The sequence below is a fragment of the Actinoplanes sp. URMC 104 genome (assembly GCF_051386375.1).
GTDB lineage: Bacteria > Actinomycetota > Actinomycetes > Mycobacteriales > Micromonosporaceae > Actinoplanes.
The window spans coordinates 953,026-972,813 of sequence record NZ_JBPQTO010000004.1 but is presented as its reverse complement, the minus strand read 5'-3'; the positions used below and the strand labels follow the sequence as shown (position 1 = coordinate 972,813).

Sequence of the window (19,788 nt, the reverse complement as noted above, 5' to 3'; positions counted from 1 at the left end):
GACTCTAGATTCTTTAGCACCGGCGCGGCAATGTGGGGACGAGTCATCACCTTTCACTCCCGATAGCGATTAACCCTCGCATATCAGACGTCGGGCTCATCTCGCGCTACGTTCGAGCAATGCCGAAGGCCATCTGGAACGACGAAGTGATCGCCGAGAGCGACGACACCGTGGTTGTCGAGGGAAGGCTCTACTTCCCGCGCGCATCGCTGCGCGAGGACGTGCTGGCCCCCTCCGACACCCACACCATCTGCCCGTGGAAGGGCAGGGCGTCGTACTACACGCTCACCGCCGACGGCCGCACGACGCCCGACGCCGTCTGGTTCTACCCCGAGCCGAAGCCGGACGCCAAGGTGGTCCGCGACCGCGTCGCCTTCTGGAAGGACGTCCGCGTCGAGGACTGAGCCCGGCCCGCTCACACGATGCGGGGGTGAGCCAGCTCTATCGACGAGACCTCCAGATAGTCGAGCATGTCGCGCTGCTCCGCCACGTCGAGCGCGCCGAACGCCTCGTACGCCACCGCGCGCGAGTGCTCGGTCTCGGCCGCGAGCAGCGCGATGATCCCCGACCAGGCCAGCGAGACCCGGTCGAACAGCCGCGCCTGCCGCAGCGAGGTCAGCCGGCTGAGCATCGCCACCTTGGTGGCCGCGTCGTCGTCGTGCGGGATGCGGTCGGAGAGCTCGAAAAGCGCCTTTCCCCGGTACGGGTGCTCCGACTCCACCATGCGGGCCAGCTCCGCGTTCGACATCCGGTCCACCGCGGGTGCGGGCCCGCGCCGGGGCAGCGAGGGCAGGTCACCGGGCACGGCTGTCCCGCCCGCTCTCGAAACCGTTGCCGGGCGACTGCGCCGGCAGGGTCGGCGTGTTCTGGAACGTGGGGAACGGCGGCGCGGCCGGCATGACGGGCGCCGGCGGCTCCGCGGGGTCGCCGAAGTGTTCGGTGTAGCTGTCGAGCAGGGCCTTGCCGTCCTCGGTGCCGGCGCCGACCGTCTCGTCGACCGCCACCACGGCCTGCTCGGCGAGCGCGGCCTGGGCCCGGCGCATGGTCCGCAGGATCTCGGCAGAGAGCGTCGCCCCGGTGAGCTCCTGCACGCGGTCGTCGAGCCGCAGCCCGGTGACCACGCCGGGGCCGCCCACCGTCACGGTGACCACGCCGTCCTCGTCGGTCGCCGTCGCGCTGAGCGCCGCGAGCCGGTCCTCGAGATTTCCACCCGGCACTATTTTGTCCTCCGTTGCCGACTTTGGTGCTGTTGGCCTATGAGATCACGGTCGGGCAACAGCGTGCCGCACACCCCGTCTCACCGCCCGCCGGTCACCCGACCTGACGACCACCGTAACCTTCACGCAAGAGATTGACCGGTGCTGACGGACGGGTAGGAGTGGCAGTCGTGGACCGGACGACCGAGGAGAACGCCGACCAGTGGCGGTCGGCAATGGTCGACGTGTCCGCAATGTCGCCGGCCGAGCTGGCGGCGCTCGACGAGTCGGACTCCGCCCTCGCCGCCTGCCTGCGCCGGCTGGCCGCCGACCGCGACGACCCCGGCGAGCCGATCGCCGGCTTCAACTCCGCCCTTTAGGGCAGTCCTCGTGCGTACGTTCCGGCTCAGCGACACCGATCTGGTCGCGCTCGCGGCCGGCCGCCCCTCGCCGGCCACGCTCGGCCTGCTGCGCAGGGCTCAGCTCAGCCGCCACCTGCTGCAGCTACGGTCGCTGCCCGGTCCGCCCGCCGGACGCGACCCCGCCGACCCGATGGCGGCCCTGCACACGGCCACCCGGCTCGCGGGCGCCACGCCGCCGGACGCGGCCGTGGTGTCCACCCGCTTCCTGACCGCCTCGCACGCCGGGCTGCGTCTGCGCGTACGCCTGGAGGACACCGACCCGCTGCGGGAACGGCTCGGCCTCACCCCCACCGACCGGCTCACCGACGAGGCGGTCGCCCGCTGGCAGCGCCACCTCGACGACGCCTGGCGCCTGCTGGCCGACCGCCACCGCCCCGCCGCGGCCACGCTCGCCCGGGTGCTGTCGGTGCTCGTCCCGGTCGAGCCCGACCCCGGCGCCGGCGGCATCAGCGCCACGTCGGCGGACGCGTTCGGCGCGGTGGCGATCTCGGCTCCCGCGGACGCGACGTCGCTGGCGGTCGGCCTGCTGCACGAGGCGCAGCACAGCCTGCTGAACGCGCTGCGCGTGCTCTTCGACCTGGTCGAGCCGTCCCCGGCGCGCGGCTACTCGCCGTGGCGCGACGACCCGCGGCCGGCGTTCGGGATCCTGCACGGCGCGTACGCCTACCAGAGCGTGGCGCGCTTCTGGCGTACGGAGGCGGCGGGCGACCCGCTCGCGGCGTTCGAGTTCGCCCGGTGGCGGTCCGCCGTGGTGGCCGCCGCGGACGACCTGCTCGCGGGCGATCTGCTCGCGGGCGATCTGCTCACCGGCGGCCTGCTCACTCCGGTCGGGCGGCGCTTCACCGGGGCGCTGCGCGACGAGGTGGCGCCGTGGCTCGGCGAGCCGGTCGACCCGGACGTGGCGCGGCTGGCCGCGGGCGCCAACCTCGAGCACCGGGTGCGGTGGCGGCTGCGCAACCTGACCGTGGACCCGGGCGCGGTGAACGCGCTGGCCCGGGCGTGGGAGACGGGCGCAGTGCCGCCGGCCGTGCCTCCGCCGCAGCTGCGGGCCGCGGCGCGGCGCGAGCTCTCGCACAGCGAGCGGCTCACGCTGACCCACCGGTATCTGCGCGGGCGGTCCGAGGCGGCGGTACGGCCGGGGGACGCCGCCTATCTGCGCGGGGACCACGACGTGGCCGCCGACGCGTACGCCGGGGACGTGGCGGGGCTGGCGCTCGTCGCCCCGCTGCCGGCGCTGCGCGAGCGGCCCGAGGTGGTGAGGGCGCTGTGGCGGCGGGTCGGCGGAGACCTGCGCGCCGTGGCGGAGTGGGTGGGCGGCGCTGACAAGGGGCCCTGTGGACGAGGCGGGAATGTGGACGACCCGACGGGGCGGGACGCGGCGGGGTAGCGTCGCCCCCGTCCCTGGGTGGGCGGGGGAGGCGGTGGCCCACCGGTGATCAAAAGGACCGGGAAAGACGGCGGCCCCCGGTGATCAAGCAAGCCGGGAACACGGCCGCCCACCGGTGATCAAGCGAGCGACACCCCCACGATCAAGAGTTCTCATGTGCGCGAACCCCCGGCCGATCAGTCGCGGCGGAGGTGCTCAATGGGGCGGTTCGGCAAGACCCTGGATCGTGTGCGGCGCGGCGTCGACATCGCCATGATCTTTGCGTCGCTCATGGTGCTCGCCTGGCCGTTGCTCTTCGAGCCGCTCACCGGCCCCGGCAGCAGCGCCCCGGCCTGGTTGCTGGCGGTCGGCGCCGTCGTGCTGGCCGGCGCGGGCGTGGCCCGGGCGACCCGCCGCTGGCCGCTGGTGCAGTACGCGCCGGTCTCGGCTGCGGTGATCATGGCGGCCCTGCACACCCACCTGGGCGACTCCGGCCCCGAGCTGATCTGGCTGGTCCTCGTCGTCACGGGCATCATCCTGATCCGCCAGTTCCTCGGCTCGCACACCAACGCGGGCCTGATGCGCGACCTCACCCGGCAGCGCGCGATCCTGGCCGGCCAGGCGTTCCGCGACCCGCTGACCGGGCTCGGCAACCGCGCGATGTTCATGGATCACGCCCGGGACGCCCTGGAGGACGCGGACGACACGATGACCGCGGTGATCCTGCTCGACCTCGACGGGTTCAAGGGCATCAACGACATGTACGGGCACGCCGCCGGGGACGAGCTGCTCAAGGTCACCGCCGACCGGCTGAACGCGAACGTCCGGGCCAACGACACCGTGTCGCGGCTGGGCGGCGACGAGTTCGTGGTGCTGCTCCCCCGGCTCGCCGACGACGAGATCGCCGACTCGGTGGCCGACCGGATCCTGCGCGACCTGCAGCAGCCGCTCGAGGTGGACGGGCAGGTGCTGCTGCAGGTGCGGGCCAGCGCCGGCATCTCGATCGCCCGGGGCGCCGAGCACAACGTCGACTCGTTGCTGCGCGAGGCCGACGAGGCGCTCTATCACGCCAAGGACGACGGCAAGGGCGTCGTGCGGCGCTTCGACCCGGTCCGGTTCGCCGAGATCGCGCAGCGCCGCCGGGACGAGAGCGACCTGCGCCGGGCGCTGTCCGAGTGCCAGTTCGAGGTGTTCTATCAGCCCATCGTGGACCTGGACGGCGAGCACACCGTCGGCGTCGAGGCGCTGGTGCGCTGGCGGCACCCGGTGCGCGGGCTGCTCGCGCCGGCCGACTTCATCGACCTGACCGAGTCGATGGGGATGATGCCGGGCCTGGGCCTGTGGGTGCTGCGCGAGGCGTGCCTGCAGGCGGTGCAGTGGCAGCGGGTCAGCCCGGGCTTCAAGCTCAACGTCAACCTGTCGGCCACCCAGCTGGCCAGTCCGGCGCTGACCGAGGAGATCCGTGCGGTGCTGGCCGACACGGGCATGCCGGCCGAGTCGCTGGTGCTGGAGCTGACCGAGTCGGCGGCGCTGACCGACCTGGCCGAGTCGGCGCGGGTGCTCGGCTCGCTCAAGGCGCTGGGCGTGCGCATCGCCCTGGACGACTTCGGCACGGGGTTCTCGTCGCTGAGCCACCTGGGCGCGCTGCCGGTCGACGTTGTGAAGATCGACAAGTCGTTCGTGCAGGCGATGCAGGAGTCCACGGCCAACGGGTCGGTGGCCGAGGCGGTGCTGCACATCGCCCGCACGTTCAACCTGGCGCCGGTCGCCGAGGGCGTCGAGGACGAGGTGCAGGCGGCCATGCTGCGCGAGCTCGCCTGCGGGCAGGCGCAGGGCTACCACTTCGCCAAGCCGATGCCCGCCGGCGAGCTGACCGGCCTGCTCACCCGTCAGGCCGCGCTACAGGGGCGGTAGGTCCACGTCGGTCTCGAGCCGCTCGCCGCGGGCCACCCGGGCGAGGACCGGATGCCCTTCCCCGTACGCCTTCGCCAGCGCGGCCGTCACCTGGTTGAGCGCCTCCTCGTCGCCGCCGTCGAGCGCCGCGTTCCAGGCGCAGGCAAGCGTGTCGGGGTGCTCGGGGCCGCGGATCAGCCGGGACCGCTGCCACGTCTCGGCGGCCAGCTGCTGGGCCTCCTGCCGCTCCCCCAGCCCGAACAGGTCGGTGGCGTAGCCGTTCGCGCAGCTCATCGTGAAGGGATGGTCGGGGCCGACGCTGCGCCGCAGGCCGCCGAGCGCCTCGTCGTCGATGTGGCGCGCCTCGGCGTACCGGCCGGTCGCGCGCACCACCCCGGCGAGCACGGCGGAGGCGGCGAGCGTGAACGGGTGGTCGTCGCCGAGCACCGAGTGGTAGCGGATCACGGCCCGTTCGAGCAGCTCGTGGGCGCGGTCGAAGTCGCCGGTCTCGCGGACGGCGTTGGCGAGCGACACGCCCGCCGCGAGCGTCTCGACGTGCAGGTCGCCGAAGCGGCGCCGGGTGAGCTCGACGGCCGTCTCGGCCAGCGGCACCGCGCGCGGCTCGCCCCGGCGGCGGGCGGCCATCGCGGCGGACCGGGCCGCCCACAGCGCGAACGGGTGGTCCTCGCCGACCGTGCCGGGGCGTACGACGGCCATCTCGGCGGCGGCCGCGTAGTCGCCGAGTCCGAACAGGTCGAACGCCAGCGCCGCCCGCGACGAGAGGATCTCGGGGTGCCCGTCGGCGAGGATCGCCTGACGGTGGCGCAGGGTCTGCTCGTCGAGCGTGCGCGCGCCCCGGAAGTCGCCGAGCAGGCGCAGGTCGGCGGCGAGGTTGTTGGCGCAGCGCAGCGCGGTCGGGAAGCTCTCGCCGAACAGCCGCCGGTAGCGCACCAGGTTGTCGGCGTCGAGCTGGCGGGCCTGTCCGAAGTGGCCGCGGATGCGCAGGTCGGCGCCGACGCTGTTGGCCGTGGCCAGCGTGGTCTCGTCGTCGCCGCCGAGCGCCTCGCGCTGCGCCCGCAGGGTCTGGGCGTTGAGCGCGCGCGCCTCGGCCGTACGCCCCACCGCCCGCAGCGCGTTGGCGAGGTGGAACGAGGCGAGCAGCGTCTGCGGGTCGGTCTCGCCGAGCGACTCGCGCCAGCGGGCCACCGCGGCGGCGGCCAGGTCGCGGCTGGAGTCGTAGTCGCCGCGGGCGTAGTGGTAGCGCACGCAGTTGACCACCAGCTGGCGGATCTCCTCGGCCGCGGCGCCGAGCACGTCGGAGTGCACGAGGTGCGGGGTCAGCTCGGCGTAGCGGGCGCGGGTGGCCGGGTCGTCCGGGTCGCCGGGGTCGGCGGCGGCGAGCATGGCCCGCACCGTGCCCAGCAGCGCGGCGTGCCGTTCGGAGCTGAGCTCCTGGCCGAGCATGCCGCGCACCAGCGGGTGCACCAGCAGGTGCTCGCCGGGCGGGTCGAGCTCGGCCAGCCCGTAGCGTCCGATCAGGCGCAGCGCCGCCTTGAGCCGGCGTTCGATGCGGACGGTCGGCGCCAGCTCCGGCGGCAGCGCCAGGGTGCGCGCGCCCCAGAGCAGCCGCCACGAGACAGGCGCGCCGCCCAGAAAGGCGCAGAGCTCGAGCAGCCCGTACGCCGCGGGCGAGGCGGCCCGCAGCTCGTCGGCGGCCAGCCCCCAGGTCACCCGCAACGGGCTGGGAAAAGCCAGCTCGGCGGCGCGGGACTCGTAGCGGTCCAGGTAGTCGTCGACGCCGCGGCCGGTGACGGCCCGCACCGCGGCGGACAGCTCCAGGGCCATCGGCACGTCGCCGAGCTGCCGGGCGAGCCGGTCGGCGTCCTCGGTGGTCAGCTCGGGGGCCCGGCGGCGCAACAGGTCGACGCTGTCGGCGCGGTCGAACACGCCGACCGGCACCGCCTGGGTCACCTCCGCCGACCAGCGCGGGTTGCGGCTGGTCACCAGCACGTGCCCGGCGCCGCTGGGCAGGTAGGGCTTGATGTCCTCGGGCCGGTTGGCGTCCTCGAAGACGATCAGCCAGTTGCGGTACGGCTCCCCGCGGCTCAGCGTGTCGCGGACGGCGGCCAGCGTGCGGTTGATGTCGCCGGACTCGGGCAGCCCGAGCCGGTGGGCCAACCCGATCAGCGCCGCGCGGGTGCCGGCGGCCTGCTCGGCGGGGATCCACCAGACCAGGTCGTACGTCTCGGCGTAGCGGTACGCGTACTCGACGGCCAGCTGGGTGCGTCCCGTGCCGCCCAGCGGGTGCTCCTCGTCGGGCAGCAGCACGACCGGCCCCGTGCCGAGTCTGGTGCGGAGCCGGGCGAGCAGGTTCTCGCGGCCCACGAAACGGGTATTCCGCGGTGGCAGACCGCCCAGGACCGGCACACCACGCTCCTCACGTGTTCGGTGATGCCGATTACCGTACGTGGAACCATCGCCACAGTGGAAGAAGGGCATGCCTTGGCCGACGAGTTCGTGACGAACCTGGATGAGACCGGTGGCGTCGCCACGGTGGCGCTGCGCGGCGAGGTCGACGTGCTCACGGTGGACCGGGTCCGCTCGGTGATGGCCGACGCGCTCGCCGGGCGGCCCCGCGAGATCCTGGTCGACCTCACCGATCTGGACTTCATCGACTCCACCGGCCTGGGCGCGCTGATCTTCGGGTTTCAGCGCGCCCGCGACGCCGGCATCCGCTTCCGGCTGGCCAACCCGACCCCGACCGTCCGCCAGATCCTGGTGCTCAGCGGCCTGCTCGAGGTCGTCGAGCTCACGCCTTGACGGCCTGTGCCGCGAGCCCGATCCCCGGCGCGACCGGGCCCAGCCGCTTGCCCGCGAACAGCATCAGGCTGAGCACGCTGGCGAGGACGGCGAGCGCCCCGGCGCCGTACCAGGCCCAGGTGTACGCGCCGAGCTGATCGCGCACCAGGCCGGCCGCGGTGGCGGCGGCCGCGGCGCCGAACTGGTGCGAGGCGAAGACCCACCCGAAGACCACCGCGCCGCTCTCGCCGAAGTACTCCCGGCACAGCGTGACCGTCGGCGGCACGGTGGCGACCCAGTCGAGGCCGTAGAACAGGATGAACAGCAGCATGCTCGGGTGCGCGGCCGCGGCGAACAGCGAGGGCAGCACCAGCAGCGACAACCCGCGCAGGAAGTAGTACCCGCCCAGCAGGATGCGGCTGTCCACCCGGTCGGTCAGCCACCCCGAGGCGATGGTGCCGGCGATGTCGAAGACGCCGACCAGCGCGAGCAGCCCCGCGGCGGTGGTCTCGGGCATCCCGTGGTCGTGGGCGGCCGGGATGAAGTGGGTGCCGACCAGCCCGTTGGTCGTCGCGCCGCAGATCGCGAACCCGCCGGCGAGCAGCCAGAACGGGCGGGTGCGGGCGGCCCTGCCGAGCGCGCGCAGGGCGATGCGGGCGGCGCCGGCGGGCGCGATCGGCTTGGGCTGCTCGTACTGCCCGCCGTAGGCGCCCAGCCCGAGCTCGGCCGGGTGGTCGCGCAGCCGCCACCAGACCAGCGGCACGACCAGAAGCGCCGCGCCGGTGACGGTGAGCGCGGCCAGGCGCCAGCCGGAGTGCTCGGTGAGCCGTGCCAGCACGGGCAGGAAGACCAGGTTGCCGGCCGCGCCGCCCGCGGTGAGCACGCCGGTGACCAGGCCGCGGTGCTTGACGAACCAGCGCCCGGTGATGGTGGCGACGAAGCCCAGCGCCATCGAGCCGGTGCCCAGGCCGACCAGCACGCCCCAGCAGAGGATCAGCTGCCAGCTGTGCCGCATGAACACGGTCAGCCCGGAGCCGGCCGCGACCAACAGCAGCGCGGCCATGATGACCCGGCGGATGCCGAACCGTTCCATCAGCGCCGCGGCGAACGGCGCGGTGAGGCCGTAGAGCAGCAGGTTGACCGAGACGGCCGCCGAGATCGTGCCGAGCGACCAGCCGAACTCCTCGTGCAGCGGCCGGATCATGACGGACGGGGTGGCCCGGAAGCCGGCGGCGCCCACGAGCGCGACGAACGCCACGACGGCGACGAGCCAGGCGGGATGGATGCGGTACTTGGTCACGCACAAGATTCTGCAAAGTCCCGGCCGGACGGGCGAGTGGCCCGGAAGCCATGATGCGCAAGAATCAGGCCATGACCCTGCCGGAACGCCACACCGTCGCCGTGCTCGTGCTCGACGGGCTCGTCGCCTTCGACCTGGGCACGGCGATCCAGGTCTTCGGCGCGGCCCGCGACGCCGGCCTGCGCCGCCTCTACAAGACGCGGGTCTGCGGGCCCGGCCCGGTGCGGGCCAAGGGCGGCTTCACCCTGACCCCCGACCACGATCTGAGCCTGCTCGAGACGGCCGACACGGTGATCGTGCCCGGGGTCGACGCCGGCAGCACGGTCGTGGACGGCACGCTGCGGGCGGACGTGCGGGAGGCGCTGCGGCAGGCGGCCGAGCGGGGCGCCCGGATCGTCTCCATCTGCACCGGCGCCTCGGTGCTCGCCGCCGCCGGTCTGCTCGACGGGCGCCCGGCGGCCACGCACTGGGCGTGGGGCGAGACGATCGGGCGGCTCTACCCGCGGGTGCGCTGGAACCTCGACGTGCTCTTCGTCGACGACGGCGACGTGCTCACCTCGGCCGGCGTCGGCGCCGGAGCGGACCTCTGCCTGCACATCGTGCGCAGCGACCACGGCGCCGAGGTGGCCAACCGGGCGGCCCGGCGCTGCGTGCTGCCGCCGTGGCGCGACGGCGGGCAGGCGCAGTTCATCGAGCGGCCGGTCCCCCACTCCGACGGCGCCGGCACCGCGCCGACGCGGGCCTGGGCGCTCGACCGGCTGGCCGAGCCGGTGAGCCTGGAGGAGATGGCCGAGCACGCGCGGATGAGCGTGCGCACCTTCACCCGGCGCTTCCGCGAGGAGACCGGCACGAGCCCGCGGCAGTGGATTCTGCGCCAGCGCATCGCGCACGCTCAACTCCTGCTGGAGTCGACCGATCTGGGGGTGGAGACGGTGGCCCGGCGCTCGGGGCTGGGCAGCGCCACCGCGCTGCGGCAGCACCTGCAGGCGGCCATCGGCGTGGCGCCCACCGCGTACCGCCGAACCTTCCGGCAACCGGCGCAAACCACATCATAACCGGGCGCATCTCAGGGAACGTTCCGCGCGTCCGATCGGACAGGCGAGCACCTCTGCCTATCCGAAGGATGTCATGGACCAGACCTTCCGCCCGCTGCTGGACGCGCTCAAGCAGATCGGGATCGATCCGCGCGCCGTCGACGCGGCCGCGGAGGAAGCGCAGCGCAGCGGCCGGTCCGTGCGCGCGGTCCTGATCAACGACCAGGTCGTCACCGAGGAGCAGCTCACCCAGGCCGCCGCCCTGGCGTTCGGCATCAACACCGTCGACCTGGTCAGCTTCGTCCCCGACCCGGCCGCGCTCAAGAAGATCCCGCTGCCGGTCGTGCTGCGCCACCGCGTGCTCGGCCTGTCGATGGCCGGCGGCGAGATCGTCGTGGGCGTCACCGACCCCGGCGACGTGGTAGCGCTCGACGACGTGCGGGCCGCCACCGGCATGGTCGTGCGCCCCGTCGTGGTCGCCCGCAGCGAGGTCCGCCGGATCATCGAGAAGCTGCAGCGCGAGTCCAGCGACCTGGGCGAGATGGCCGACGACGAGGCGGAGTCGCAGTCCGGCATGGCCGCGCAGGCCACCAGCACCGACGACGCCCCGATCGTGCGCTACGTCAACAGCCTGATCGAGCAGGCCGTCATGAACCGCGCCTCCGACCTGCACCTCGAGCCCACCGAGGACGACATGCGGGTGCGCTACCGCATCGACGGCGTGCTCCACGAGGTCGACATCGTGCCGCGCGGCGTCATGGCCGCGCTGACCTCCCGCATCAAGATCATGTCGGGCGTCGACATCACCGAGAAGCGGGTGCCGCAGAACGGCCGCATCACCGCGCTCATCCGCGACCGCACGGTCGACCTGCGTACGGCCACGCTGCCCACGGTGTGGGGCGAGAAGCTCGTGCTCCGCGTGCTCGACACCGGCGGCATCGACCTCGACATGAACAAGCTGGGCTTCACCCAGCACAACCTCGACCGCTTCGCCGCGTCGTTCACCAAGCCGCACGGCATGGTGCTGGTGACCGGGCCGACCGGCTCGGGCAAGTCGACCACCCTGTACGCCACGCTGGGCCGGATCAGCAAGCCGGAAGTCAACGTGATCACCGTCGAGGACCCGGTCGAGTACCGGCTGCGCGGCGTCAACCAGGTGCAGGTCAACGCGAAGGCGGGCCTGACGTTCGCGGCGGTGCTGCCGGCCATCCTGCGCTCCGACCCGGACGTCGTGCTGATCGGTGAGATCCGGGACAGCAACACGGCGCAGATCGCGGTCGAGGCGTCGCTGACCGGCCACCTCGTGCTGTCGACGCTGCACACCAACGACGCGCCCGGCGCGGTCACCCGCCTGACCGAGATGGGCATCGAGCCGTTCCTGGTCGGCTCGTCGCTGGACTGCGTGCTGGCCCAGCGGCTGGCGCGGCGGCTCTGCGACTGGTGCAAGGAGGCGTACGCGCCGACCGAGGAGGAGCTGGTCGGCGCCCGCTGGCCGTTCGAGGACCTCGCCGTGCCCGAGGCGCTGTACCGGCCGGTGGGCTGCCGCAACTGCGCGAACACCGGCTACCGCGGCCGGCTCGCGCTGCACGAGGTCATGCCGATCTCGCCGGAGATCGAGGCGCTGACCATCCGGCGCGCCTCGGCCAACGAGATCCGCGAGGTGGCCCTGTACCAGGGGATGTACGAGCTGCGCGCCGACGGCCTGGCCAAGGCCGCGGGCGGTCTCACCTCCGTACGCGAGGTCTCGCGCGTCGCCATCTGAGGGGCGCGCAGGGTACCGCGTACGCGTTGTCAATATCCGAAAACCCCGGAAAAGCCCCTAAAGCGGCCCAGTGGAGTGCCGAATACAAGAGGCGCCCGAAGAACCGACGAGCAGAAGCGGTGGAGATGTACACGACCAACCCCGTGGTGCCCCAACAGGCGGTGGCGGCCTCGCCCGCGCCCGGCGACCTGGCCGTGCTCAACCAGATGCTCGTGACGCTGGTCGAGTCGAAGGGCTCCGACCTGCACCTGACGGTCGGCACGCCCCCGATGATCCGGGTGAACGGCTCGCTGCGCCCGCTGCAGGGCTACGGCAACCTCAACTCGGCGGACACCGCGCTGCTGGCCCGCGCCCCCGTGTCGATCGACCAGTGGGACACGTTCCAGCGCACGCAGGAGCTGGACTTCGCGCACAGCATCGTCGGCGTCTCCCGTTTCCGCGGCAACCTGTACGTGCAGCGCAACTCGTGCGGCGCGGTGTTCCGGGCCATCCCGCACGAGATCAAGCCGCTCGACGAGCTGGGCATGCCCGACTCGGTCGCCCGCTTCGCCCACCTGCCCCGCGGCCTGGTGCTGGTGACCGGCCCGACCGGCTCCGGCAAGACCACGACGCTCGCCTCGATCCTCGACCTGGCCAACCGCAGCCGCGCCGACCACATCATCACGATCGAGGACCCGATCGAGTTCCTGCACCCGCACAAGCGCAGCGTGGTCAACCAGCGCGAGGTCGGCACCGACACCGAGGACTTCGCCAGCGCGCTCAAGCACGCGCTGCGGCAGGACCCCGACATCATCCTGGTCGGCGAGCTGCGCGACCTGGAGACCACGGCCACCGCGCTGACCGCCGCCGAGACCGGCCACCTGGTGCTGGCGACGCTGCACACGCAGAGCGCCACGCAGACCATCGACCGCGTCATCGACATCTTCCCGCCGCACCAGCAGCTGCAGATCCGCGCCCAGCTCGCGGCGTCGCTGCAGGGCGTCATCACCCAGGCGCTGGCCCCCCGCGCCGACAACAAGGGCCGCGCGGTGATCTGCGAGATCCTCACCGCCACGCCCGCCATCCGCAGCCTGATCCGTGAGGGCAAGTCGCACCAGATCCCCTCGTTCATGCAGGCCGGCGCGGGCGACGGCATGCTCGCGTTCGACCAGCACCTGGCCGAGAAGGTCCGCGAGCAGGTCGTCACGCTGCCGGCCGCCCTCGAGCTGTGCCACTCGCAGGAGGAACTCAAACGACTCGTGGGACGGATGTGATCCGATGCCGGCGACCAAGGTCTACCGCTACAGCAGCATCGACGGCGCTGGTCACCGCGCCAAGGGCACCGTCGAGGCGCCCAACGAGGCCGCGGCCTCGCATCTGCTGAAACAGCGCGGCGAGACCCCGCTCGAGCTGACCGAGGCCGGCAAGGGCCTCGACATGGAGATCAAGATCCCGGGCTTCGGCGGCCGGGTCAAGCTCAAGGATCTCGCCGTCTTCGCGCGCCAGTTCGCGACGATGACGGCCTCGGGCATGTCGCTGCTGCGGTCGCTGGCGATCCTCGAGGAGCAGACGAGCTCGCCGCCGCTGAAGAAGGCGCTCGGCGAGGTCCGTACGGACGTGGCCGGCGGCGCCTCGCTGTCGGCCTCGATGGCCAAGCACGACCGGATCTTCCCGCGCCTCATGATCGCCATGGTCCGGGCCGGCGAGACCGGCGGTATGATCGACCGCGCTCTCGAGCAGATCGCGGACAGCCTGGAGAAGGACACCGAGCTCCGCGGCAAGATCAAGAGCGCGATGACGTACCCGGCGATCGTGCTGGCGTTCACCTTCGTCCTGATCGCCGCGGTGCTGATCTTCATCGTGCCGATCTTCGAGGGCATGTTCCGCAACCTCGGCGGCGAGCTGCCGGCGATCACCCAGTTCCTGGTCGACGCGAGCCACAACATGTGGTGGATCGGACCCCTGGTGCTCGGCGCGGGGATCGGCGGCTCGATCTTCTACAAGCGGCAGATGCGCGCGGACGAGGCGTTCCGGCTCAAGGTCGACCGGATCAAGGTCCGGATGCCGGTCTTCGGCCCGCTGTTCCGCAAGCTCGCCATGAGCCGGTTCGCCCGCAACCTGGGCCTGCTGCTCAACGTCGGCGTGCCGGTCATGCAGGCGCTCACCGTGGTCGGCGAGACCACGGGCAACGAGGTCATCAACATGGCGATGAAGGACGTGCAGGCCGCCGTCCGCGACGGCCACACCATGTCCTCGGCCCTGCGCAACCACCCCATCTTCCCCGCGATGGTCACGCAGATGATCGAAGTCGGCGAAGAAAGCGGCCAAATCAGTCAGATGCTGGACAAGGTTGCCGATTTCTATGACAGGGAAGTCGACAGCGCTGCCGAGTCCCTGACCGCGTCGATCGAACCGATCATGGTGCTCGTCATGGGTGCCGTGGTCGGCGGCATGGTCATCTGCCTGTACCTCCCGATGTTCACGATCTACCAGAACATCCAGAGCAACTGAAATCGCGTGCCACCAGGCCGGACTCCCGCCGGCCGAACGGGCCCCCCGGCCCGGCACCACCCGCCCCGCCCCACCCCAGACGCCATGGAGGCACCCCCAATGCACGACATCATCAACCGGCTCCGCAACAAGAAGGCCGACGAGGGCTTCACCCTCATCGAGCTGCTCGTTGTCGTGGTCATCATCGGCGTGCTCGTCGCGATCGCCGTGCCGGTCTACCTCAACTACCGCAAGGGAGCGGCGGACAAGTCGGCGCAGTCCGACGTGCGCGGCGCGGTGAGCGCGATCGAGCAGTACTACACCGACAACGGCAACGCGTACCCGGCGCCGACCACCCCGATCAAGTCCATCGCGTCGAGCTTCAGCCTCAAGGACGGCTCGACGACGGCCGGCGCCTCGCAGGGCGGCTGGGTCACCCTGTCGGACAAGACCAAGATGACCTACATCCTCGCGGGCGGCACCCCGGCCGGGCAGTCCTACACGGTCTGCGCCAAGAACGACGGCGGCAGCGGCAAGCTCTACGTCTACGACAGCTCGAAGGGCGGCTCGGTCCAGGCGCTCGCCAACGGCAACCTCGACACGTGTGCGGCGACGACGCCCTGACGACTGGCTGAAGCTCCACCCGGGCGGCGCCGGCGGCGCTGCCCGGGTCCCACCACTTGCTCGAGGAGGCCCGGATGCCGCAGCCCGCGCTGCTCGTCGTCGTCGCCCTGCTCGGGCTGGCGGTGGGCTCGTTCCTCAACGTCGTGATCCACCGGGTGCCCCGCGACGAGTCGCTGGTGCGCCCGGGCTCGCACTGCCCGGCCTGCGGCAACGCGGTCCGGCCCCGGCACAACGTCCCGGTGCTGGGCTGGCTGCTGCTGCGCGGCCGGTGCGCCGACTGCAGGACCCCGATCAGCCCCCGCTATCCGCTCGTCGAGGCCGGCACCGCCGCCCTGTTCGTCGCGGTGGCGGCCCGGTTCGGCCTCTCCTGGGAGCTGCCGGCGTACCTGTACCTGGCGGCGATCTCGGTGGCCCTCGCCGTGATCGACCTCGACGTGATGCGGCTGCCCGACAAGATCGTCCTGCCCTCGTACGCCGTCGCCCTGGTCCTCCTCTCCCCCGCGGTGATCGCGGACCGGAGCTGGTCGACGGCCGTCCGGGCACTGATCGCTGCCGCCGTGCTGTACGCGCTGTACTTCCTGCTGGCGATCATGCCGCGCGGCATGGGCGGCGGCGACCTCAAGCTCGCCCCGCTGCTCGGCTTCTACCTCGGCTGGCTCGGCTGGAGCTCGGTCGCGATCGGCGCGTTCTCGGCGTTCCTGTTCGGCGGCGTGGTCGGCGCCGTGCTGATGCTGCTGCGCCGGGCCAACCGCAAGACCCGCATCCCGTTCGGTCCCTACATGCTCGCCGGCGCCTTCCTCGCGGTCTTCGCCGGAGCGCCCATCGCGCAGTGGTACGCCTCGTTACTCGTGCCCACCGTCTGAAGTCTGCTCGAAGGAAGGAGAACCCATGGCTGGCGCAACCCCGATCGGGCTGGACATCGGCACGTCCTCGATCCGGGCCGTCGAGGTCCGCCGCGGCAAGGACGACTACACGTTGTCCAACTTCGGCCAGGTGCCGTTGCCGCCCGGCGCCGTCAACGGCGGCGTGGTCCAGGACCCGGTCATGGTCACCTCGGCCCTCAAGCAGCTCTGGGCGGCCTGCAAGTTCGGCACCAAGAACGTCAACATCGGCGTGACCAACCCGCAGCTGGTGGTCCGCGAGATGACGCTGTCGAACCTGCCGGCCAAGGAGATGAAGCAGGCGCTGCCGTTCCAGGTCAAGGACGCGCTGCCGCTGGCCGTCGAGCGCTCGCTGCTGGACTTCTATCCGCTCGAGGACCCGGGCGACAACCCGACCGTACGGGGTCTGCTGATCGCCATGCCCAAGGAGGCCGTGATGAGCGCCGTCGGCGCCGTCGAGAAGGCCGGCCTGCACGTCAAGTCCGTCGACCTGGCCTCGTTCGCCCTGTTGCGCGCCGCCTCCCGGCTGGACGCCCAGGTCGAGGCGATCGTCGACATCGGCCTCGACGTGACCAGCGTGGTCGTGCACGCCGACGGCGAGCCGCTGATCGTGCGGACCGTGCCGCGCGGCGGCCAGGAGATCACCGAAAGCATCGCGGCCCGGCTCGGCATCTCCCAGCCCGAGGCCGAGGAGCTCAAGTGCCGGTACGGCCTGCACGGCGACGGCCGGCCGGACGGCGCGGAGTCCGCCGAGGAGGCGGTCCGCCCGCTGGTGAGCGAGCTGCGCAGCTCGTTCACGTATCTGGCCTCGGGTGAGCGGCAGAAGCAGGTCACCCGGCTCGCGCTCTGCGGCGGCAGCGCGCTCATGCCCGGCCTCGCCGAGCACCTCCAGAACGAACTGCGGATCACCGTCATGTACGCCGACAGCGCCAGCCGGCTGCGGGACACGCGCAAGGGTCGCGAGCGTGGCTTCGACAGCTTCGTGCCCTCGGCCGCGGTGTCGATCGGCCTGACCTTGGGAGCGGCAGCCTGATGACCACCACCTTCCCGACCCCGAACCCGACCCCGACCGCCCTGATGCCGATCGACCCGGCGGTCTCACCGGCCCAGGTCTCGCGCGTCCTGCCGATCCGGGCCAACCTGCTGCCCGGCGAGATCCTCGCGGGGCGTAACGCGCGGCGCACCCGGATCGCGCTGATCGGCGCCGTGGTGATCGTGGTGGCCGTGCTGGCCGCCTGGTACCTGTTCGCCGTGCAGTCGTTGAGCGGCGCGAACGAGAACCTGGCCACGGCCAGCGACGCGGTCCAGCGGGCGCAGAACGACAAGAAGGCCTACCGCGACGTGGTGACCGTCATCAAGGACCGGGACACGGCCACCGCCGACCTCAAGACCCTGATGGCGGACGACCTGCCGTGGGCGAAGACCCTCGACACCGTGCGCGACAACGCCAAGGCGACGGACGTCACGATCGACAACATCGGCGGCACCCTCCAGCAGGCCGGCGCTCCCGGCGCGGCGGCCCCGGCCGCGGCGGGCTCCGGAACCTCGACGACGGACAAGGACCGTACCGTCGGGACGCTCACGGTCACCGGGCACGCGCCCGACAAGAAGCACATCGCGACCTTCATCGACAAGCTCGCCACCCTCGAGGGCATCACCGACCCGTACCTGACGACGGCCACCAACGGCACGAACGGCGTCAGCTACGCGCTCTCCCTCGACATCACTTCTGCCGCGCTCTGCGGCCGCTTCACCACTGCGTGCGACCGGACCGGAGGCAACTGATGGAAGCGCGGAGCACCGACCGGATCTGGCTCATCGGCGGGATCGTGGCGATCGTCATCCTGGTCGCCGCCGCCTGGCTCCTGGCCATCTCACCCAAGTTCGCCGAGGTCGAGAACGTGCAGACCCAGGCCGACGACACCTCGCTGCAGCTCACCAAGCTCCGCAAGGAGGTGGCGGCGCTCAAGGAGCAGGACGCGAAGAAGGCCACCTACCAGGCCCAGCTCGACACCCTGGTGACGAACATGCCCGAGACGTACGGCATGCCGGCCTTCCTGCGCGCGCTGCAGGACTCCGGGACGGCGCTGAGCGTGGAGGTCAGCGGCCTCTCCGTCGGCGCCGCGCGCAAGTCGGAGACGGTCACGACCGCGGTCGAGATGCCGCTGTCGCTGACCGCGAAGGGCAAGTCGGCAAACGTCAGCAAGTTCCTGGTGCGCCTGCAGGAGACGCAGAACCGGGCCGTGCTCATCGACTCCGTCACCCTGGCCACCGGCGGCGACGACAGCGCCGGCGACATCAGCGCGAACGTCACGATGACCGCGTTCTGCACCACCTCGGACCTGGCCGACAGCGCGGAGGCCGACCGCACCGACATCTGCGCGGCGACCTGACCCGCCGATCGGACGGGCGGGACCACGCTCTCTCGTCACCCTGAGTACTCTGCCCGTATGTCTTACGCGGTCCCACCGACCCGTACCGCAGCGGTCGTCCGTCAGTTGCGCAACGAGATCGTCACCGGCGAGCTGCCTCCCGGCACGCTCATCAAGGACGCCGAGCTCGCCGCGCGCCTGGGGGTCAGCATCACTCCGGTACGCGAGGCCATCGCCCAGCTCAGCGTCGAGGGCCTGATCGACATCGCGCCGAACCGCACCCGGCACGTCACCAAGGTCACCCAGAAGAACGCCCTCGAGCTGATCGACGTGATGAGCGTGCTGGCCTGCGCGGGCTTCGAGTGGGGTGTCGACAACCTCACCGACACCCACATCGAGCTGCTGCGCCTGCGGCAGAAAGAGTTCGTCGAGGCGCTGGCCGCGGGCAACGTGCTGGCCGCGGGGGCCGCCGGCGCCGACTTCAGCACGATCATCATCCTGGCGAGCGGCAACCGTGAGCTGCAGTCGATGGTCGACCTGGTGGTCGCGCGGACGATGCGCATCCTGGCGATGACCGCCGAGAGCGACCTGTGGACGAGCTGGATCGACGGGCACGACGCGATCCTGCGGCTGCTCGAGGAGGGCGACCGCAAGGGCGCGCTGGCCCGCTACCGCCAGATCTACGTCGACTACCGGGCCCAGGTCGAGCGCGAGCTGTTCATCGACCCCGCCTGAGCTCCGCCACGCCGGCGACCGCGGGAGGGCGTACGGCGAACCGCGTGATCCCCCAGCGCCGCTCCACGTCCCGCAGCTTGGCGGCGATCTCGCCCACGGTGCCGGCGAAGACGTACGGGCACGTGGCGACCGCACCCTCGTCCTCCTCGGACTCCTTCGCGTAGGCCGCGTAGGCGGCTCCGGCGTCGCCGGTGACCTCGAAGTGCTGCACCAGCGCCTCGATCGGCTTGCCGCCGCAGAGCTCGACGTGCGCGTCGACCTGGTCGGGACGCCACCGCGACGTGTGCAGGTGCCCGTCGGGCAGCGTCCGGCCCAGCCCCGAGAGGCTGATCAGGTCCGCGTGCCCGGACGCCCAGCGCAGCAGCCGCGTGTTGCCGCCGCCGATCAGCAGCGGCACGCGCTCCTGCACCGGCCGCGGCTCGGCCATGCCCTCGCCGGCGAGCATCCGTGTCGTCGCCTCGGCCACCGCGATGCAGTGGTCGACGCGTCCGTCCGCGTCCGGCCGTACCTTGCCGATCGCCTCCCACTCCGCCGGGGTGTGCCCGGCGCCGAGCCCCAGCACGGCGCGCCCGCCCGAGACGACGTCGAGCGTGGCCACGTCGGAGGCGAGCAGGATCGGCTCCCGGACGCCGGCGTTCGAGACGTACGACCCCAGCCGCAGCCGTGACGTGACGGCCGCGGCCGCGGCGAGCGCGACGAACGGGGACGCGCACGACCCCGGATGGTCGGCCACGTAGAGCGCCTCGAAGCCGAGCTCCTCGGCGCGGCGGGCGGTGTCGAGCCAGCCGGCGGCGGTGTCGGGCAGGGCCTGCAGCGAGAAGGTCACCATCGCCCGATCCTGGCCCCGGCTCCGCCGCACGGCCCACACATTTTCGCCCCCGGCGAACCTGCAACCGTCCGGCAACCGGGATCTTCCTCGTGCTCGCACCGAGCCG

At 72.1% G+C, this 19,788-nt stretch carries 20 protein-coding genes; 15 read left to right on the top strand and 5 right to left on the bottom strand.

From position 1 onward, the window contains the following. The first annotated feature begins 119 nt into the window (after positions 1 to 119). Complete coding sequence (locus tag ACSNN8_RS18390) at positions 120 to 404, top strand: DUF427 domain-containing protein (protein WP_436650428.1); 285 nt, start codon at positions 120 to 122, stop codon at positions 402 to 404. A gap of 11 nt (positions 405 to 415) precedes the next feature. On the opposite strand, the gene ACSNN8_RS18385 is transcribed toward ACSNN8_RS18390, so the two are convergent. Continuing rightward, entirely contained in the window at positions 416 to 748 is a 333-nt protein-coding gene (locus ACSNN8_RS18385; protein WP_436650427.1) for a hypothetical protein, read from the bottom strand. 46 nt (positions 749 to 794) lie between these two features. Continuing rightward, complete coding sequence (locus ACSNN8_RS18380; RefSeq protein ID WP_436650426.1) at positions 795 to 1,217, bottom strand: YbaB/EbfC family nucleoid-associated protein; 423 nt, start codon at positions 1,215 to 1,217, stop codon at positions 795 to 797. Positions 1,218 to 1,387: 170 nt separating this feature from the next. Here ACSNN8_RS18380 and fxsA point away from each other — a divergent pair, with 170 nt between their 5' ends. The 3 genes from fxsA (at position 1,388) to ACSNN8_RS18365 (ending at position 4,898) form a co-directional block, all read left to right on the top strand. After that, positions 1,388 to 1,576, top strand: coding sequence for an FxSxx-COOH cyclophane-containing RiPP peptide (gene fxsA, locus ACSNN8_RS18375; RefSeq protein WP_436650425.1), 189 nt, complete (start codon positions 1,388 to 1,390; stop codon positions 1,574 to 1,576). A gap of 10 nt (positions 1,577 to 1,586) precedes the next feature. Next, positions 1,587 to 3,005 (top strand): aKG-HExxH-type peptide beta-hydroxylase, encoded by a 1,419-nt coding sequence (locus ACSNN8_RS18370; protein WP_436650424.1) that lies wholly within the window; start codon positions 1,587 to 1,589, stop codon positions 3,003 to 3,005. A gap of 198 nt (positions 3,006 to 3,203) precedes the next feature. After that, entirely contained in the window at positions 3,204 to 4,898 is a 1,695-nt protein-coding gene (locus ACSNN8_RS18365) for a putative bifunctional diguanylate cyclase/phosphodiesterase (protein ID WP_436650423.1), read from the top strand. On the opposite strand, the gene fxsT is transcribed toward ACSNN8_RS18365, so the two are convergent. Beyond that, positions 4,884 to 7,262 (bottom strand): FxSxx-COOH system tetratricopeptide repeat protein, encoded by a 2,379-nt coding sequence (fxsT, locus tag ACSNN8_RS18360; RefSeq protein WP_436650422.1) that lies wholly within the window; start codon positions 7,260 to 7,262, stop codon positions 4,884 to 4,886. The two genes, ACSNN8_RS18365 and fxsT, sit on opposite strands and share 15 nt — an antisense overlap. A gap of 117 nt (positions 7,263 to 7,379) precedes the next feature. On the opposite strand from fxsT, the gene ACSNN8_RS18355 reads away from it, so the two are divergent. Beyond that, complete coding sequence (locus ACSNN8_RS18355) at positions 7,380 to 7,697, top strand: STAS domain-containing protein (protein WP_436650421.1); 318 nt, start codon at positions 7,380 to 7,382, stop codon at positions 7,695 to 7,697. Here the strand turns inward: ACSNN8_RS18355 and ACSNN8_RS18350 are convergent. Further along, entirely contained in the window at positions 7,687 to 8,976 is a 1,290-nt protein-coding gene (locus tag ACSNN8_RS18350) for an MFS transporter (RefSeq protein ID WP_436650420.1), read from the bottom strand. The two genes, ACSNN8_RS18355 and ACSNN8_RS18350, sit on opposite strands and share 11 nt — an antisense overlap. A 53-nt stretch (positions 8,977 to 9,029) precedes the next feature. On the opposite strand from ACSNN8_RS18350, the gene ACSNN8_RS18345 reads away from it, so the two are divergent. The 10 genes from ACSNN8_RS18345 (at position 9,030) to ACSNN8_RS18300 (ending at position 18,853) form a co-directional block, all read left to right on the top strand. Then, on the top strand, positions 9,030 to 10,031 hold the full coding sequence (locus ACSNN8_RS18345) for a GlxA family transcriptional regulator (RefSeq protein ID WP_436650419.1): 1,002 nt from the start codon (positions 9,030 to 9,032) through the stop codon (positions 10,029 to 10,031). A 73-nt stretch (positions 10,032 to 10,104) separates the two neighbouring features. Beyond that, entirely contained in the window at positions 10,105 to 11,772 is a 1,668-nt protein-coding gene (locus ACSNN8_RS18340) for a GspE/PulE family protein (protein WP_436650418.1), read from the top strand. A gap of 125 nt (positions 11,773 to 11,897) precedes the next feature. Then, positions 11,898 to 13,025 (top strand): type IV pilus twitching motility protein PilT, encoded by a 1,128-nt coding sequence (locus ACSNN8_RS18335; RefSeq protein WP_436650755.1) that lies wholly within the window; start codon positions 11,898 to 11,900, stop codon positions 13,023 to 13,025. Positions 13,026 to 13,029: 4 nt separating this feature from the next. Further along, positions 13,030 to 14,262 (top strand): type II secretion system F family protein, encoded by a 1,233-nt coding sequence (locus tag ACSNN8_RS18330; RefSeq protein ID WP_436650417.1) that lies wholly within the window; start codon positions 13,030 to 13,032, stop codon positions 14,260 to 14,262. Positions 14,263 to 14,361: 99 nt separating this feature from the next. Next, positions 14,362 to 14,865, top strand: coding sequence for a type II secretion system protein (locus ACSNN8_RS18325; protein WP_436650416.1), 504 nt, complete (start codon positions 14,362 to 14,364; stop codon positions 14,863 to 14,865). A 74-nt stretch (positions 14,866 to 14,939) separates the two neighbouring features. Further along, the gene (locus ACSNN8_RS18320) at positions 14,940 to 15,728 is read left to right on the top strand and encodes a prepilin peptidase (protein WP_436650415.1); all 789 of its coding nucleotides are present in this window, start codon (positions 14,940 to 14,942) and stop codon (positions 15,726 to 15,728) included. 25 nt (positions 15,729 to 15,753) lie between these two features. Then, entirely contained in the window at positions 15,754 to 16,779 is a 1,026-nt protein-coding gene (gene pilM, locus ACSNN8_RS18315; protein WP_436650414.1) for a type IV pilus assembly protein PilM, read from the top strand. Then, positions 16,779 to 17,531, top strand: coding sequence for a hypothetical protein (locus tag ACSNN8_RS18310; protein WP_436650413.1), 753 nt, complete (start codon positions 16,779 to 16,781; stop codon positions 17,529 to 17,531). Before pilM ends, ACSNN8_RS18310 begins: the two co-directional genes overlap by 1 nt. After that, positions 17,531 to 18,139, top strand: a complete 609-nt coding sequence (locus ACSNN8_RS18305) for a type 4a pilus biogenesis protein PilO (RefSeq protein ID WP_436650412.1) — start codon at positions 17,531 to 17,533, stop codon at positions 18,137 to 18,139. Before ACSNN8_RS18310 ends, ACSNN8_RS18305 begins: the two co-directional genes overlap by 1 nt. 57 nt (positions 18,140 to 18,196) lie before the next feature. Next, positions 18,197 to 18,853 carry a GntR family transcriptional regulator gene (locus ACSNN8_RS18300; RefSeq protein WP_436650411.1) on the top strand — a complete coding sequence of 219 codons (657 nt, stop codon included), beginning with the start codon at positions 18,197 to 18,199 and terminating at the stop codon, positions 18,851 to 18,853. On the opposite strand, the gene ACSNN8_RS18295 is transcribed toward ACSNN8_RS18300, so the two are convergent. Beyond that, complete coding sequence (locus ACSNN8_RS18295; RefSeq protein WP_436650410.1) at positions 18,837 to 19,682, bottom strand: LLM class flavin-dependent oxidoreductase; 846 nt, start codon at positions 19,680 to 19,682, stop codon at positions 18,837 to 18,839. The genes ACSNN8_RS18300 and ACSNN8_RS18295 overlap by 17 nt on opposite strands. Positions 19,683 to 19,788: the final 106 nt, after the last annotated feature.

What these genes read in the sequence shown, in the direction of transcription:
- ACSNN8_RS18390 (WP_436650428.1), top strand. Translation starts at nt 120, where the DNA reads ATGCCGAAGGCCATCTGGAACGACGAAGTGATCGCCGAGAGCGACGAC.
- ACSNN8_RS18385 (WP_436650427.1), bottom strand. Translation starts at nt 748, where the DNA reads ATGTCGAACGCGGAGCTGGCCCGCATGGTGGAGTCGGAGCACCCGTAC.
- ACSNN8_RS18365 (WP_436650423.1), top strand. Translation starts at nt 3,204, where the DNA reads ATGGGGCGGTTCGGCAAGACCCTGGATCGTGTGCGGCGCGGCGTCGAC.
- ACSNN8_RS18345 (WP_436650419.1), top strand. Translation starts at nt 9,030, where the DNA reads ATGCGCAAGAATCAGGCCATGACCCTGCCGGAACGCCACACCGTCGCC.
- ACSNN8_RS18340 (WP_436650418.1), top strand. Translation starts at nt 10,105, where the DNA reads ATGGACCAGACCTTCCGCCCGCTGCTGGACGCGCTCAAGCAGATCGGG.
- ACSNN8_RS18335 (WP_436650755.1), top strand. Translation starts at nt 11,898, where the DNA reads ATGTACACGACCAACCCCGTGGTGCCCCAACAGGCGGTGGCGGCCTCG.
- ACSNN8_RS18330 (WP_436650417.1), top strand. Translation starts at nt 13,030, where the DNA reads ATGCCGGCGACCAAGGTCTACCGCTACAGCAGCATCGACGGCGCTGGT.
- ACSNN8_RS18325 (WP_436650416.1), top strand. Translation starts at nt 14,362, where the DNA reads ATGCACGACATCATCAACCGGCTCCGCAACAAGAAGGCCGACGAGGGC.
- ACSNN8_RS18320 (WP_436650415.1), top strand. Translation starts at nt 14,940, where the DNA reads ATGCCGCAGCCCGCGCTGCTCGTCGTCGTCGCCCTGCTCGGGCTGGCG.
- pilM (WP_436650414.1), top strand. Translation starts at nt 15,754, where the DNA reads ATGGCTGGCGCAACCCCGATCGGGCTGGACATCGGCACGTCCTCGATC.
- ACSNN8_RS18310 (WP_436650413.1), top strand. Translation starts at nt 16,779, where the DNA reads ATGACCACCACCTTCCCGACCCCGAACCCGACCCCGACCGCCCTGATG.
- ACSNN8_RS18305 (WP_436650412.1), top strand. Translation starts at nt 17,531, where the DNA reads ATGGAAGCGCGGAGCACCGACCGGATCTGGCTCATCGGCGGGATCGTG.
- ACSNN8_RS18300 (WP_436650411.1), top strand. Translation starts at nt 18,197, where the DNA reads ATGTCTTACGCGGTCCCACCGACCCGTACCGCAGCGGTCGTCCGTCAG.
- ACSNN8_RS18295 (WP_436650410.1), bottom strand. Translation starts at nt 19,682, where the DNA reads ATGGTGACCTTCTCGCTGCAGGCCCTGCCCGACACCGCCGCCGGCTGG.